Here is a 16,382-nt window from a genome sequence, read left to right on the forward strand (position 1 = left end):
GGGCACTGCCCATTTCGACGTTAGTCATACCATCTTTTAGCAGTCTAGGATCTAACGGGGCGGCCGCCAGATACTATTCAACCTTTGATTCAACTGGGTTGTTTAACTACAACATGGGCTGATCTGCAGCCTAGCGTCTGTTGATATATGATTTTTAAAATACCGACAGATACTTCTAGCAAAATGAAAAAGCCCCAGCAACTGTCTGGGGCACATGAGTTCCTGTATGGATTTAATTGCCCCAGCTATGAGGCGGTTAGCCAAGCTGCAGGCGCTAAAACGATGGATGGGAAAGCGGCAAGAAGCACCAATATCACGATATTAACGGCATAAAAAGGTAGCGCTGCGACGACTAGCCGCTCGACTGGCACTTTGGAGACTTGCGCAGTCGCAAACAGACACGTACCTACCGGGGGGGAGGCCAAACCCACTGCTAGGCTTGCTACCATAAAGATCAAAAAGTGGAGCGGATCAACGTTGGCATTCACCGCTGCGGGCATCAGAACCGGTATCAGCATCAGCGCGGCGGCGACGATGTCCATCAGCATTCCGACGAGGAGAAAGACAACGCCCATTAAAAGTAGCGTCGCGAATGGAGAAGAAGCAATGGTACCCAGCAGACCGGTGGTCTTTTGTGGCAACAGGTCGACGGTGAACACATAAGTGGCAATATTGGCCACCATAAGAATGAGTAGCACCGAACCCGCCGTTTGACCTGCGCGGATAATCAGCGGCACTAGGTCGCGCCAACCCATTTCTCGATGCACCACGATAGCCACTAGCAAGGTATAAATCACCGCCAAGCCAGCAGCTTCGGTAGGTGTCACTATGCCGGAGAACATGCCAGTGAGGATGATAACCGGAGCCCCTACCGACGGTACGGCTCTGAGTAGAGATCGCAGACTCTTTCGATAGCTAAATTTTGACATGGTGCCGTAGCCATGACGGCGTGCGGCGAAAGCATTGTAAGCGGCTAGCGCAAGGGCAAGGAGCAAACCGGGGCCTAATCCCCCAGCAAGAGCGGCACCCACGGATTGTCCCGCCGCCGCCGCAGCCACAATAATTAATATAGAGGGCGGCACCAGCGTTGCCAGAGTAGCGGTGATTAACGTAAGCGCTGCTGAATAAGGTAGCGGATAACCGCGCGTTGTCATGGCACGGATGGAGATAGGCCCTAAGCTTGCGATATCAGCGACCGATGAGCCAGAAATGCCACCAAAGACAAAGCTAGAAGCAATGTTTACGTGTCCAAGGCCACCTCGAAATCGACCCACCGCTACTTCTGCAGCATCAAAGATGCGCTCTGACAGCCCACCACGCTCCATGATCTGACCTGCCAGAATGAATAAGGGCACTGCGATGAGTAGAAAAGAATTGATCGACGAAGCCATCGCTTGAGTAACCATCGACATCGGCAGGTCGAACCACCATAGGGTAGTCAGGGCGGCCAGCCCTAGGGACAGCGAAAGAGGAATGCCGAGTAATGCAAGTGTAGCGAAGATGACCAACAGCCAGATACTCATGAAGAACCCTCCACCATCTTTGTTGCAGGCTGGTCGTCTTGGATAGGCGCCAGGGCGTGCATCAGTGCACCGAAAATGGCCAATGCCGAACCCATTACCAGAGGAACAGTCGTCAGCCACATGCCTAGTTGGAGAATCGCTGAAACTTCACCGAAGCGAAGCTGCTGTTGGACTAGCTTCACGCCATACCAGCAGACAATGGAAAAAAAGGCAGCGGCAGCAACCGCCTGGAGAATACGCAGCAGCGGCTGTATACGAGGAGGGGAGATGGCAGATAGAAAGTTGAGAGAGGGGTGCTGGCCCTGCCGGAAGCCGGCTGCCATACCTAGCCAAATCGTCCATATAAACAGAAAACGAGAGAGTTCCTCGGTCCAGGCCAGAGAACCTCCCAGCCATCTAGAGCCTACTTGCAAGGTGATAAGCACCACCATGCCAACTACCGTCACGAAGATCATGGCGTCGAGCAGGCGCCAGACCCAGGATTCAAATTTTTTCATCGTCCGTTCGCCTTAGAAGATGAATCCCAGGTGTCTGTAGCGGTTCAATAAAACCGGACACCTGGGATAGATGGGTTCATTCAGTGACGAAATTCAGGCTTTTTTGCATGAAATCTTCGCCAATGTTTTCGCTAAATTGTCCGTAAACACCTCTAGCGATTTCTTGAACCTTCTCTAACTCACCCTCGGCAAACACATTGACCTGCATACCTTCATTTTTGAGCTTCTCGACGATTGCTTGTTCCTGCTCTATCTCAATGGTGTTTCTCTCGTGGGCCATCTCACTTGCCGCCTGTTCAACCTCGTCGCGATATTCCTCTGGGATACGCTCCCAGGCAGACTGCGACAGCGACAACAGGAAGGCGTCGGCGATGTGCTGGGTCAGGTTGAGGTGATCTTGCACCTCGTAGAAACGATTGTTGTAGGGAACCTCAACCGGATTTTCCTGGCCATCGATGGCCTTAAGCTGGAGCGCACTATAGACCTCGGAGAAAGCCATTGGCGTCGGATTGGCTCCCAGCGCCTCAAACAAGCTAACGAACAGAGGATTGTTGGGCGTCCGCAAGGTAATGCCTTCAAAGTCCTCAGCTGTAGTGATAGGCGTTTCCCGCGTGGTCACATTACGAAAGGTGCGCAGGAAAAAGCCAAGCCCATGAATGTCCAACCGATCGAGTGATGAAAGCAACTCCTTCCCTGGTTCGCCGTTCAGATAAGCCTGGAACTGCTCATAGTCGCTGAACAGGTAGGGCAAGCTGATAGCGTTCATACGAGGTTCAAAAGAGGCATACACCGAACTAGCTAAGATAAGACCGTCGAGTGCGCCGGAACCCTGTTGATTGATAGCCGCATTCTGATCACCGCTAAACAGGACGCCGTCAGGAAAGACTTGAAAGGTGACCTCGCCGTCTGTTTTCTGCTCGACAAGCTCAGCGAATCGACTGGCCGCTTGTCCCACCGACGACTGGGCAGGATCGGGTACTGCTAAGCGGAGGTTAACCGCCGCTTGAGCCTGACTGGCGATCATGGGGATGGTCAGTGAGAACATAACGGCATAGCCGCATTTGAGCGCGTATGATTTAGTATTGTTACGCATGGTGTGACTCCTTAACGCTGTTGTTATTGAAGCTCGTTATTGAAGACTGCTATTTGACCTTATGAAGGCCCGTTGATGAAAAGCCATTGCGACGCCGCACTTCTAGATACAGCGCGCTATGGTCTAATTCACCTCCGCCCGCCTCAACAAGGTCGGCAAACAGGCGATCGGTTAACGCGAGCAGCGGCAGGTCAAGCTCGAGCTCTTGTGCCACTGCAGAGGCCGCTCGTGTATCTTTGAGCTGGTATTTAGCGGGCCCCCCAGGTAAGAAATTATCATCCAGCATTCGCTGGCCGTGCTGTTCGAGTACGCGTGAGTTGGCGAAACCTCCTAGCAGTGCTTCTCTGACCCGAGCGGGATCCGCGCCACCCGCCTCGGCGAGTAACAATGCCTCAGATACCGCACAAATAGTGCTGGCCACCGTCAGTTGGTTAACCAACTTCGCCAACGCACCAGTGCCTGCAGGGCCAATATGTACGGGGCGGCCCATGGCCAATAGAATTTCCTCAGCCAACGCAAAGGCCTCTGGGGTTCCCCCCGCCATAATTGACAGGCTGGCATCGATGGCGCCTTTTTCACCTCCTGAGACCGGCGCATCCAACCACTGAAGACCAAGCGCATCGCAGCGCTGTGCCATGCTGATGGCCTCCCCTCTACCAATGGACGACATAACGATAAGCAGGCTCCCTGCGTTCATCGCTTGGATGGCCCCTCGCTGGTCAAACAGCACCTCCTCGCATACCTGCCCGGAACTAACCATGACCACGACAGCATCGCAGCCCTTGACGGCTTCGCTGGGGCTTGCGGCCACATGCGCACCCGCGTCGCTCAGCAGAGCTGCCTTTTCAAGACTGCGGTTCCAAACGCTGACTACATAACCCGCCCGCAATAGGTTGCGCGCCATGGGGCGGCCCATGATGCCGGTGCCGAGCACAGCAATTTTTTGTTGGCTCATCTTCGCCGCCTTATGCATGTCGCCGAGTGAGAAAGCGCGCCGAAAGCTCGCGCTCGACCAAGGTAAGTGAGTCCCGGAAAGCCGCCAAGTGGGGCGTTTCTAGATGTGCGTCGAAGGCCTCTTTGGAGCGATATACCTCGTAGAACACCACGTTTGAGCTTGGCGATGACTCATCGACATTGATATCGAATTGCAGACAGCCCGGCTCGTCGGCTAACGAACAAGTGGCGTCCTGCCTAGCAGCCGCCAGAAACGCGTCAAGGTTTGCTGCGGCCACTTCAAACTCAGCGATGACAACAAAGTTAGATTGGCTTGCCATTACCGCGCCCTCCTAGGCATTACTGCCCATGGTGCGAAGCTGTTCGAGCCGTATGTCGATGACGTCTCGATCCTTGACCAATTCCACATCGGACATGCGTACCACCTGGTCTTTTTTGACCGGATTCTTAAGCTTGACGTTATGGGCGAGACCAATGGGCAGCGCATCCAGTTGCATACTAAGTGAAGCGGGAATGGCCTTGGCCCACACGGCGTACCCACCCTCACCATCGAGCATCTCCCCAGCGGCAAGATCCTTCTTGGCCGTGGCTACGGCATCAGCGCGATAGAATTTTGAACTGCCAGTAGGCTCGCCACGGAAGTAGGCCGAAAGAACACTCACTGACGTCTCTAGGCCAATCAGGTGGAAAGGCCGCCACATAGAGGCGTACCAGCCCGATTTGTCAGTCAGTAGTCCATACTGATCAAAGCAATCCCGGGTATAGACATCGGGCGCCTTGAAGGTGACAAACATGCCAAAACGGATATTGTTCAAGACTTCACGGCCATCCGGCTCCTGGCTCGCCGCTATATCGACAAGACCCGATCGCGGCAAGCGTCCGCCTTCACTTTGGGGCTTGAAGACCGAGGCAAGATCGTGAAGTCCAGACGGATAGAACGCCAAACCATCGTCAGGGCAATCAAGGCCGGTTCCATTGGCTACCGCCGCCATTTCGATGGCTGCTTTGGTGCCGTCGGTAAACGAGTTGTACATTTTGGGATTAAAGTCCCCTTCGGCTACTTTCTCCTCACTCCAGCCGAAGTACCCCCAAACAGTATCGGGGGTGGAATAGCGATAACGGGGTTCGAAATTCATGCCCTTGCCAGCCGAGGTGAGCTCGAAACCGCAGGAATGCACCCAATCAACCAATTCACAAATGGCAGCTGGCTGATCGCCATAAGCCATGGAATAGACCACACCCTTGGCACGGGCCTTTTGGGCTAAAATCGGGCCGCACATAACGTCGGCTTCCACGTTTACCATAATGACGTGTTTGCTATTATCGATCGCCATCAGGGCATGACGAACACCCGCAATGGGATGGCCAGTCGCCTCTATGATGCAGTCAATATCTTCAAACTCACACATGTCACGGGCATCGGGTGTGATGAAGGTCTTTCCGCTGGTAATGGCATCGCCCATTGACGTCGCGGAATACTCATTCTCTTCCCACCCCGTACGCTGGAACGACTCTCTAGCTTTCTGGGTATCAATATCTGCAACAGCAACAATATGATAGCCAGGAATTTTTCTTGCTTGCGCCAGCACCATGGAACCAAATTTTCCCGCGCCAATCAGCCCTACGCGAATTGATTTCCCCTGGGCATGATGGTCAGCGAGCATGGACGATAAATTCATATGGCTTTCTCCTAAGGATTGACGATACCGAATGGCAGTACCGAGCAATACAAGCGTTAGTTAAAATTATTAGCAGTGGCGATTCGTTGTTAGCACTAACACTATTGAAGGTAGGAGCATTCCATCCTTAGGAAAATTTACTTTTTCTTGGCGATAATTAAGATTAACTAAAGAGTTGAGCGTCGTTCTGATCGCTCCATTGACTGGCTTTATCCTGTATCCATTCTACAAAGCGTCTGACGTGAGGAAGGCGAAGGCTTTGGTTGGGGCACACGATCCACTGCGTACATACCGGCATTTTTGGCGTCACTGTCGATGGGATGATTAACTGACCCGTCGTTAATTCACTTTCCATCATCAGATTGCTTTCAAGAGCAATACCCAAGCCAAGGGCCGCTGCGTCCACTGACATATGAGATCGATCAAAATAAAGTCCCCCTGAGAAGACGTCCCTTTTACTGCCAATGGAAGCGAACCAATGGCGCCACTGAACCTGTGCCTTGACCGAGTGAATGAGACGATAGTCCTTGAAGTCGTTTGGCGATAACGAGTTAGGCAGGGCAAGCGTAGGAGAACATACCGGTAAAAAGTGCTCTGTAATCAGAGGCTGAACATAAAGACCAGGCCAACGGCCAGTGCCATGGCGAATTTCGATATCCACCCTTTCCCGACTAAAGTCGGTAGGTTCATTTGAGCCATCAAGTCTGACCTCCAAATCTGGATGAAAAGAGAGGAATTCACTGAGACGTGGAAGCAGCCACTTGGTGGCGATAGTTGGGGTGGCACGGATGTTAATACGGGTCAGTGTTTTAGTGCCTTTGATTTGGTCGGTGACCTTAATGATGTGCTCGATATCTTCTGAAATTAAATCAAAGTAATGCTCGCCTGCTTCAGTGAGTCGTAAGGCACGCCCAGACTTTACGACGAGGGTTGTGCCAAGGTGTTCTTCTAAAGACCGAAGCTGTTGGCTGACAGCAGAGGAGGTGATATTGAGGTGCTCCGCCGCGCCGGTAACGCTTTGGATCCTCGCCACATGGAAGAAAACGGCAATGTTACGAAAAGGAATCATTGGCACCACCACTATTAAATATAATTATTATTCACTCAAGATACTAATATTAAAGATTTTCCCTAAATCCAGCACTGAATTAATAGCATGGCTACAACGCCATAAACGGCTAATCCCACGCCCTCATGCCCCTTTACCAATGACCCAAGAGTATTCAACTCCCCGCATTACAGCTGTTATTAACGGGGTCACTAAACGCTTGCGCAAACGCCATGAGTTGCTGGTATAACCAAACCACTGCAGGATCATTGGCATACAGCCCATGCTGAATCAGGGTCATTTTCAGCACTGGTAGCTCTTTAGGCGGCTCTACCAAGCGTACCGGTAGCATCGCAACGAAACGCTCAGCCATTTGGCGTGGCAGCGTCATGATCGCCTCGGTTAGCGCGACTACCCTAGCCGCGGCGATATAGTTGAGGTTTTTAGAGATGACCCGGCGGGATAAGCCGTGCTGAGTCAAGCAGCTTTCAATATTGCTGGGGCGCAGTCCACTGATATCAGCCAGCTCCACATGGAGCGCTTGAGCAAACTGGGCAATATCCAGCGCATCGCCGACGCGGCCATTATGGGTAGCGGCTAAGCAGACTAGCTCCTCATCCATCCACGGGGTCTGAATCACGCCGCTAGGCAGCTCGCGTTGGCTATCCAACCCTACCACCATGTCGATTTGGCGCTGCTTCAGCCCCTCACTCAGCACATCCGGAGTAATCAGCTCAATAGAGAAGCTAATGCCCGGCGCATAGGCCAACAGCTGGCTTAAAAAGAGCGGGTACATGACCTCTTCAAAGTAGTCGGTGGTCGCTAACGTAAAGCGCCGCGTGCTAGTAGCAGGCAAAAACATCGCGGGAGGCGCAAGGCCCTCCCTTAGCTGCCCCAGCGCCAGCTGTACGACGGGCAAAAGTGCCAGCGCACGTGGGGTTGGCTGCATGCCGTTTTCGGTGCGCACCAGCAGTGGGTCATCCAGCGCTTCACGCAGTCGTTTTAAGGCATGGCTCAAGGCGGGTTGGCTTAAATGCAGCTTTTCTGCCGCGCGTGTAACGTGGCGCTCGTGCATCAGCGCTTCAAATACCAGCAGCAAATTCAGGTCGAAATGGCGTAGCGAGCGCATGGTTTCTCATTATTCATATCACGAATGATTAAATTCTAAACATTCATTTAATTTATCACCAGAAATTGCTTATTGTCTGCCGCTTATTCGCCCATCAGCGATCATTCAGCACGAAAGGAGAAGCACACCGGTGACCCACCCACTGTCTCAAACTATGCCCAGCCTGTATGGCGATATGATCTCTACCTTTATGGGCGTAGAGAAAGCAACGGATCCCAAGGCAAGCGACGCCGACGTTGTGGTGAGTGGCGTACCCTTCGACCTGGCTTGCTCTGGCCGTGCGGGCACCCGCATGGGGCCGAATGCTATTCGTCAGAGTACCGCCAACCTGATCTGGGAAGGTAAACGCTGGCCATGGGACTTTGCCTTAGAAGATCGCCTCAAAGTATGCGATGCAGGCAACGTTGATTACGCCTATGGCGAACCTGAAAGCCTGGTCGACAACCTGGAAAGCCATGCTGGCCGCTGGTTAAAAGCGGGCAAAAAGATGCTTACGCTGGGCGGTGATCACTATATTTCGCTACCGCTGCTGCGTGCCCACGCCCGTGAGCATGGCCCGCTAGCATTAATCCACTTTGATGCCCACACCGACACCTACGAGCAAGGCACACGCTTTGACCATGGCACGATTTTCCACCACGCCCTTAAAGAGGGGCTGGTAGTGCCTGAGCACTCGCTGCAAATTGGTATCCGCACCAGCTACGACCGCCACAACCACCCTTACGAGGTACTGGATGCGGACTGGGTAAACGATCATGGGCCGAAAGCCGTGCTGGAGCGCATTCGCGCCAAAGTAGGCTACCACCCAGCTTACGTGAGCCTGGATATTGACGGCCTCGACCCCGCCTACGCTCCTGGCACCGGCACACCGGTCTGCGGTGGCATGTCGACAGACCTAATGCTAAAAGTCATCCGTGGCATGGTGGGTATGGAATTGGTCGGCATGGACGTGGTGGAAGTAAACCCCGCCTATGATCACGGCGACATTACTTCGCTTGCCGCCGCGACGTTAGGGCTGGAGTTTTTGTATACGTTGGCGGCGTCTAAAAGCGTTTGATGGCTAAACGCTTAACGCACCATTAGTGTCAGAAGCCCCGCCGCCGTTGCATTCATAGCAATAAGGCGGCGGGAAAAGCAAAAGAACTACCCTTGAGAAGCCGCCAGCGCTTGATCAATATCTGCCAGCAGGTCGTCGATATGCTCAATGCCGATCGACAGGCGAACCATATCCCGCGTAACACCCGCGGCTTTCAGCTCCTGCTCGTTGAGCTGGCGGTGTGTGGTTGAGGCGGGAATGGAGGAGCAGCTTTTGGCATCGCCGATATTCACCAGGCGAAGAATCAGCGCCAGCGCATCGTAGAAGCGCTCGCCGGCGGCCTGGCCACCTTCAATACCAAAGCTAAGAATCCCCGAGGCGTGGCCGTTCATGTAACGCTTGGCCAGCGCGTGATCGGGGTGGTTTTCCAAGCCTGCATACTGCACCCAGGTGACCAACGGATGGCTTTCCAAGTGATTGGCAACGGCTAAGGCGTTGGCGCAGATACGTTCGATGCGCAGTGACAGTGTTTCCAGCCCTTGAAGCAGGTTCCAGGCTGCCTGGGCAGACAGCGCCGCGCCCATATTGCGCAGTGGCACCACCCGAGCACGGGCAATAAAGGCCGCATCGCCTACATCGCGGGTATAACTCACGCCGTGATAGGAAACATCAGGCTCATTAAGTAGCGGAAAACGGTTGGCGTTTGCGGCCCAGGGAAAAGTGCCCGAATCCACAATCACACCGCCCACCGTGGTGCCGTGGCCGCCGATATATTTTGTCGCGGAGTGGATGACAATATCCGCCCCATGCTCAATCGGCCGACACAAGAACGGCGTCGCAGTGGTGTTATCGACAATCACCGGCACCCCATGACGATGGGCCGCCTCGGCGAGCTTCGCCAGATCGACCACTCCCCCCGAGGGGTTGCCAATACTTTCGCAGAAAACCGCCTTGGTTCGTTCATCGATCAGCGCTTCGATGCCGTCAATATCGTCTTTATCGGCAAAGCGTACCTGGATGCCTTGGCGTGGCAAGGTGTGGGCAAACAGATTGTAGGTGCCGCCATACAGCTCGCTGATCGAGACGATGTTATCGCCCGCTTCAGCAATAGTCTGGATCGCATAGGTGATCGCTGCCATCCCCGACGCCACCGCTAGCCCGGCGATACCGCCTTCCAGCGCGGCTACCCGCTGCTCCAACACAGCGCAGGTGGGGTTCATAATGCGCGAGTAGATGTTTCCTTCCACTTTAAGATCAAACAGATCCGCCGCGTGCTGCGCGTTATCGAAGGAAAACGACGTGGTTTGATGAATCGGTACCGCCACGGCGTTTTGTGAATCAGGCGAATAGCCATGGTGGAGGGCAATGGTTTCTGGCTTCATGAGGGCGGCTCGCTAGTTTTTATTGAGTTCGTTATTGATCCTAAACAAGCGCCGCTCGGAAGGCCAATAATCGTTTAGAGTCTAGTAACAAGCGACCCCAACATGTTCACCAATTCCACTCACTCCGCGCCACCGCGTCATGGGCGTGAAGGCTCTCGGCGTGCACCACCTTGAGCTGAAACCCGGTTACGCCCGGTGCTTGCCGCAGGGCTTTATCCAGCCGCCTTGCCGCATCTTCACAGAACATCAAGTTCTGGCCGTTAGCAAGGGCAAAGGCCTGCTCATCGATGCGTTTAACGGCGGTTTGCAGCGCCGTACCGAGGGTTTGTTCGATACGATCAATCGAACGCTCAATGGGGAGCTCTGCGTTATCGTCCTCAGCTAAGCGTAACCTACACTCCACAAAGCTGCGCTGGCTATGGGGCGTCGCCAGGATGCCCTCTTCGCTTCCCAACCACGCAGCCACTGCCGTGCACAATAGCTTTAATACGCAGCATCTTGTCGCCCATTAATGACATCCAAATATCCAGCCAATCCTCCAGGGCATCAGGCTCAATAAGCTCGCTGACACTAAAACAGAAATCATTAATATTAGCGCCGTGATGGGCAAGCGTATCAGGCTGATGTGGGCTCAATGGTGAATTTTTCAGCGGAGCAGAAAAATCGGCTGGACGAGTATCGGTCTGGTGCAAAGCGTAGCTGCCTGCTTTGAGCCACCGCTCCCCCTGAAAGCCCTTGGTGTCGCCACCATGCCCCCACCAGCAGATCCGCCGAAAGTTCGCTGTTAATCACCTGCCATTGCTCTGCCGCCGGATTTAGCTTGGCCAGTTGATTGGCTCTACTTGAGTAGTTACAAAGAATTAAATTGATAGATACGCCCGTTTTCATTGAGCTTTGCAACTGTTTCCAGAGCAAGTTCTTCGGAGTAATTAAAATGGGTAATTAATGTTGAGAACAAGTGATAAAATTCATTTCGCATATCTGTCGCAAAAATTCCAGGATCATCGGAGCCTAGTACAACCACCATTGTACTATCGCCTTCAAATACTCGATCTTTTATGCCTAGCCAGCGGAAAATATGGTGATCACGAATATGTTGATAATGACTAATCCGTAGATTGCTGGTGGGTAAGGTCTCAATGATAACATGTCTTTTAACGACTAACTGCTGAACATACTGCTGTGCAGTTAGCAAGAGCTCATTAGTAGTTTCTGTAAGAGAAATTTCTTGCTTGTGTTCATATCGTCCAATAACTTCTGGATCAAACCAGCGCTGGTATAAACAATCGTATACTCCTTTTCTTGGCTCTGGAATTTTCTTAATCCTTTTATATTCCTCGCTTCGCATAAATAAATATGATTCATTTTGATGCTCTCTGACTTGTCGAATGAGCTGTGGATCAAGATCTCGATGAGAGAAAAACTGCTGTAATGTATTTATATCAATAGAGTGATTGAATATTTTATGCGCTAATTGGTGAGTATGTGCCTCAATGTGAGCTAAGGAAATAGATGGAGACAACTGAGGTTGCTTAAGTGCAATCTGCCGTAAAAAAAGTAAGTTTTCTAACCACTGGCCACGAGCAATGAATAAAGATTCTGGCATTTTATCTAACCAAATTTGTGGATTTATTCCAATGGCAGTGGCATGACCAAGACGGTCACCATTACGCAAATCTAAAAATTGTACTGCTTCATAAATAGCTCTTATACCGCTTAGGAGATGCTCAAAATCTTCTCCTACATGATAGGTGAAGTGTTCAATTCTTTGGCGCCTACAATGTCGAAATAGCACCGCAAAAACTTCGGGTGGCGCTTCTAATTCATTAGCTGCTGCATCAATCCCAGTGATAATCTTACGTAATTCTGGAAATTCTCGGATTACCTCTAATAGTTTTTCCCCATCTTGCAAGAGCGTTTCACGTAACTCACCAAAATGAGGGCGTTTTTCAATTAACCAAGGCTTCTTAATAAAGTGTGCTACTAATCGTAAAGCAGGCCTTTTTTTCTGATAGGCTTGTTTCGCTAACTCATTTAGGTCGGCATAGTGCTCATGAGCTGGCTTATTATCGTGGTAGTGAAGAAAGCCGCGCAAGATACTCTCGATGAGCGCTTTATTCTTTTCTGTCGTTTTCTTGGGCGCAAAGCGTCCTTCTAAAGAGTATAGATCTGCATCGCCAGTGGCGTTGGGACCATGCAATTGGTAAAAGCGATTTTGATAGTCTTTTTCATAGAGTTCACGAATACCATCATCAGCAAACTTCTGGAACTGATCAAAGCCGTATTGATCATCACGCTGTACTAGTAAGCGCTGAAAACAATTTAAACAAAGTAGGTAAAGTAAATAGCTAATATCCATTTTCTGAGATGGAGTGTTATTGAGCTTTTTGATGATATCAACATGCAAACTCAGCTCTGTTATATGTGTCCATTGATCCGGCTCACCGAAGTATTCCTTTTCAATTTGGAAGCCACTTACAACTTGCTCTTCTTCATCCTGTGTCTCTTGATTCACGAGTGGATCAAGTGTTTGGTGTACTCGATGAAGATATTGATGTAATTGTGAATGATTCTGTGTCCACGCGAGTAACATCTGACGCAGTTCGCGAGCAAGTTTGAGTAATTGTTGATAATGCTTAGGATGAGTCAGTGGTGGCGTTGCTACATAAAGCAATTTCACACGAGGCTGCTTTTCAAATTCGGCTTCTAAATCCAGCAAAATGGGGTCAGGATGACATAGTGAAAAATGCCACATGGCCTCAAGAGTGGTAGTACCATTGAGGTGCATATGGCTTTCATTCAGTCCATTGCGTTGGATATAGTCTTCGATCATTGGGCGATAGGGGCAAATCAAGCTGCGATAACCTAGTCGAGATTTAAGCCAGTCACGTTGTTGGAACGAAGCAAAAGGGCGACTTTCTATTGGAAGAATCTTTACCGCTTGATAAGCGATAACAGGTAGGCCTGACTGATTGGCGAGCCAATTTTGCCACGCATCAAAGCGAGACATTTTAATCGCAATTCGCCGAGAATCGTCACCATCAAGGTGATACCGTGCCACTTGATCTAGAAGCGCAAGTGTCAGTGATCCGTGTTGCTTCATCCGTTCTTGCAGGTTCTGCCAATGACTATGGAAAGTTTGATCGATTTGCTGCGGATGGCGTTGGTGCCAACTTGCATAGGTAATTTGCTTGATACGATCGAGATCAAGTTTGCCATAACTGCTTAGTAATGAAGGTAAATGTCCACGTAGAAAATCATAAAGAAGCGGTTCTGAAAGGATATGTGTGTTAATGAACATAATACTCTAGCTCCTAAAGCAGCCAACAATAGCGAGAGCTGAAACAATTAATTTAGATGGCTCTGAGTTTTCAGCTATACTCCTGAAGGATGGAGCGTCCGTTGATGAGCTACTTTGATCTTTATCTGGCTCAATCACTTCAGATATAATGTCAAATAAATCGCTTTGCTCTTCTCCTCTGCCATTAATATATTTTCCTAAGAAAGGCCATAATAAAGGACAAGTAATCAGAGCGTATGTTAATGGGAGATTATTTTTCCAATCCAAATCCTCACTATTAATAGCTTTTATATTCTTAATCAATTCTGTTGGTGAAGTACTAGTATTTTTTGCTTGAGATATTTTTTTAAGTTCAACGTCATTAATATTGATAGAATAGCGAAACTCTTCGATTAGCATAGAATTTATAATAGCCCAAATAAATCTAGAAAAAGCGACACCAAGAACAATATCTCTTTTTTCTCCTACGGAATAAGTCATTTTTTTGCGAGCATTTTCTGACACTTGATTGAGAGAATATATAATCCGTGATGTGACCTTACCAATTAGTAATGATGAAAAACCGTGTGAAACATCATTACTACTATTACACTCTTGCCAATGATTAATACTTTCTATAAAGCTGCCCAGCGGTGTATTTTCTTGTACATTTTCCGAAAAATCATCATCCACATTATCTTCTTCACCTTTAATTTTACCATTAAGAAAAGCCGGATAAATATAGTTTTTTAAAGTAATCAGCTTTTGAATATTTTTATCAGTATTTTCAAGCAACTCTGCAATTGATGATAACAAGGTATAGATAGAGATATAGTCTCTACCCTCTGTAGAAGTGGCTGCACTATGGGCTGAAAAAAGCACTGCTTTAATTGAAAATATATTTTTATAGTCTTCGCTTTCACTTGGCTCTGTTTTTTCTAGAGCAGAAAGTGTCTTTACTCTCTTGATGTCTATATGCTTAGACAGAAACTCTTCAAAACTTTTTGTGTTACTTCCCATATATCGAGTTGTTCTTATCACACCTGAATGTATTGCTTTTTCATCATTATTTTTATGATGAAGAATTATTGGACTAATATGCGAGGCCAAGCTATGCATATCTCCCTCGTTACGACTCAGGCCAACGTAGTCAAGATAATCTTTTTCTGAATATTTTTCTTCTAGATTATTAGCAACATAAGTTTGGTATACATTAGACACAATACCAGTTGACAACATTATCTTTATTACTTTGCTTATGTTTTTTAAATTAGAGGAACTTTCAAATAATGATGCAATGGATGCAGATAGATAAATCTTAGCAGCATTATAACCTGATTGGTCATAGCTACTATCTGGCCGCGAGTAAAACCCTGTTTCTAGATCTCTATTTCGATAAATAATTTTAAACAACTCATAGCTAATAGCATTAATATGAGGCTCTTTCTGCATTAAGTTCTCCAACTTCAAATCTTCATTAACCAAATCACCAATAAAACTCTGATAAATCGCATTTTTTAATGTTGATGCTTTAAATTTTCTTTTCTCATCTTCTTTTACATCGATTGCATCAAGCATAGTCTTTATTAATTGCAATACTGAACGAACAGGTTGACTAAGTAAAAAATCCAAATGAGAACTAACATGATCTTGTCGGAAATTGAGTGCTTGTGAAAAGATATCAGCAACTATTTTTTTTATTTCTATAGATTTTTCACTACCTTCATAAATAAGATTAATATGTTTGATTTCAATTTCATATTTTCCACTTAGCTCATCCAGCTTTTTAAGCTGGATACGTTGCTCAACAGGAAGCACTTTGGCTAAATATTGTTGTTCTAGGTGGCCAATTAAAGCTTCGACCTTCTCGTCACTCTGACTTTGCTGCTCATTTAGCTCCTTACGTTTATTATTACGTACGATATGACTATACAACTTTAGATCACCTGAAATCAGGATAACCAGTTTCGGATGGGTAAGATAGCAACGCAGCACTTCTAATACTTCATCTGCTTTTTCTGTTTGTGTATCCACATCGTCAATAGCAATTAAGAACAGATCGATATCAAGCATATCTGCGATACTATCGAGTAGTTGGTGGAAGTGTCGTTCTAAATCTTGACCATTGGTGGCTTTGTTTAGAGCTTTTTCTAAAAACCAGCTTGCATCAGCAGGTTCTTTGTTTGTCTTTTCTTTTTGATTAAGCAGTTTCAATCCTTCTGCCATGACATCGAGATGTTCACGGAATTGTTGATATTTTCTTTCATCTTGGCAACACTTTAGCTTCTTATCTAACTGTCTAACAAACTTGGTAACAATTTCAATTAGAACATGTTGATGTGTCTCTACTAGTGTTGGATCGATAAGCGGCAAGGGGCAAACATTTAAATCTTTAGCAATATTGTATTTTTTGAGTATGGTGTGTAAAAAAGTTGTTTTTCCTGCACCACGTTCACCATCAATAAAAATTGTATTATTACAACGTATTGGATTAAAATCATCATGAGTATTTTTTGTAATTTCTTTCGCTTGAATATGAAAATTATTCAGTAATATTTCAATTCTTTGAGCGGCGTCTTCTTGAAGGATTCGTGTTTCGTTATTGTCGTTTGAAGATGCGCTTAGCAAGTTACTAAGCGGTTGGTTTAGATCGATAACTATTTCAGTTTTAGCTTGTGCTCTGGTTGGCTTTGTCATAAAAAATCCTTGTAATAAATTTTCTTAATCATACGCCTCATTGACTTACCAAGCGATGATTTTA

At 48.4% G+C, this 16,382-nt stretch carries 13 protein-coding genes and 1 pseudogene; 1 reads left to right on the top strand and 13 read right to left on the bottom strand.

From position 1 onward, the window contains the following. Positions 1 to 245: 245 nt before the first annotated feature. The 8 genes from QT231_RS16115 to QT231_RS16150 all read right to left on the bottom strand — a co-directional run bounded on the left by QT231_RS16115 (position 246) and on the right by QT231_RS16150 (position 7,923). Positions 246 to 1,523: a TRAP transporter large permease gene (locus QT231_RS16115; protein WP_308337878.1), complete on the bottom strand. Its 1,278-nt coding sequence runs from the start codon at positions 1,521 to 1,523 to the stop codon at positions 246 to 248. Beyond that, positions 1,520 to 2,020 (bottom strand): TRAP transporter small permease, encoded by a 501-nt coding sequence (locus QT231_RS16120; protein ID WP_308337879.1) that lies wholly within the window; start codon positions 2,018 to 2,020, stop codon positions 1,520 to 1,522. Before QT231_RS16120 ends, QT231_RS16115 begins: the two co-directional genes overlap by 4 nt. 76 nt (positions 2,021 to 2,096) lie before the next feature. Beyond that, complete coding sequence (locus tag QT231_RS16125) at positions 2,097 to 3,113, bottom strand: DctP family TRAP transporter solute-binding subunit (RefSeq protein ID WP_082906712.1); 1,017 nt, start codon at positions 3,111 to 3,113, stop codon at positions 2,097 to 2,099. A 49-nt stretch (positions 3,114 to 3,162) separates the two neighbouring features. After that, positions 3,163 to 4,068: an NAD(P)-dependent oxidoreductase gene (locus tag QT231_RS16130; protein ID WP_064235490.1), complete on the bottom strand. Its 906-nt coding sequence runs from the start codon at positions 4,066 to 4,068 to the stop codon at positions 3,163 to 3,165. 10 nt (positions 4,069 to 4,078) lie between these two features. Next, positions 4,079 to 4,387, bottom strand: coding sequence for a putative quinol monooxygenase (locus QT231_RS16135; protein WP_064235491.1), 309 nt, complete (start codon positions 4,385 to 4,387; stop codon positions 4,079 to 4,081). A 12-nt stretch (positions 4,388 to 4,399) separates the two neighbouring features. Continuing rightward, positions 4,400 to 5,746 (bottom strand): NAD(P)H-dependent oxidoreductase, encoded by a 1,347-nt coding sequence (locus QT231_RS16140; protein ID WP_064235492.1) that lies wholly within the window; start codon positions 5,744 to 5,746, stop codon positions 4,400 to 4,402. A 163-nt stretch (positions 5,747 to 5,909) separates the two neighbouring features. Next, on the bottom strand, positions 5,910 to 6,815 hold the full coding sequence (locus QT231_RS16145) for a LysR substrate-binding domain-containing protein (RefSeq protein ID WP_064235493.1): 906 nt from the start codon (positions 6,813 to 6,815) through the stop codon (positions 5,910 to 5,912). Positions 6,816 to 6,969: 154 nt separating this feature from the next. Further along, complete coding sequence (locus QT231_RS16150) at positions 6,970 to 7,923, bottom strand: LysR family transcriptional regulator (protein WP_064235494.1); 954 nt, start codon at positions 7,921 to 7,923, stop codon at positions 6,970 to 6,972. A 154-nt stretch (positions 7,924 to 8,077) separates the two neighbouring features. Here QT231_RS16150 and speB point away from each other — a divergent pair, with 154 nt between their 5' ends. After that, positions 8,078 to 8,980, top strand: coding sequence for an agmatinase (gene speB / locus QT231_RS16155; RefSeq protein ID WP_064235495.1), 903 nt, complete (start codon positions 8,078 to 8,080; stop codon positions 8,978 to 8,980). A gap of 86 nt (positions 8,981 to 9,066) precedes the next feature. Here the strand turns inward: speB and QT231_RS16160 are convergent, their stop codons facing one another. From QT231_RS16160 to QT231_RS16180, 5 genes and pseudogenes are all read right to left on the bottom strand, one after another. Next, positions 9,067 to 10,341, bottom strand: a complete 1,275-nt coding sequence (locus QT231_RS16160) for an aminotransferase class I/II-fold pyridoxal phosphate-dependent enzyme (protein WP_308337880.1) — start codon at positions 10,339 to 10,341, stop codon at positions 9,067 to 9,069. A gap of 106 nt (positions 10,342 to 10,447) precedes the next feature. Next, positions 10,448 to 10,810 (bottom strand): annotated as a pseudogene (locus QT231_RS16165) (GTP cyclohydrolase, FolE2/MptA family); the annotation flags it as partial. After that, entirely contained in the window at positions 10,758 to 11,033 is a 276-nt protein-coding gene (locus QT231_RS16170; protein ID WP_308337881.1) for a hypothetical protein, read from the bottom strand. The pseudogene QT231_RS16165 and the gene QT231_RS16170, both read right to left, overlap by 53 nt. A 158-nt stretch (positions 11,034 to 11,191) precedes the next feature. Next, positions 11,192 to 13,642 (bottom strand): hypothetical protein, encoded by a 2,451-nt coding sequence (locus tag QT231_RS16175; RefSeq protein ID WP_308337882.1) that lies wholly within the window; start codon positions 13,640 to 13,642, stop codon positions 11,192 to 11,194. Between the two features lie 6 nt (positions 13,643 to 13,648). Next, entirely contained in the window at positions 13,649 to 16,318 is a 2,670-nt protein-coding gene (locus tag QT231_RS16180; protein ID WP_308337883.1) for a P-loop NTPase fold protein, read from the bottom strand. Positions 16,319 to 16,382 lie beyond the last annotated feature (64 nt).

Source organism: Halomonas sp. SpR1, from assembly GCF_031010175.1.
In the GTDB taxonomy this organism is placed as follows: Bacteria; Pseudomonadota; Gammaproteobacteria; order Pseudomonadales; family Halomonadaceae; genus Vreelandella.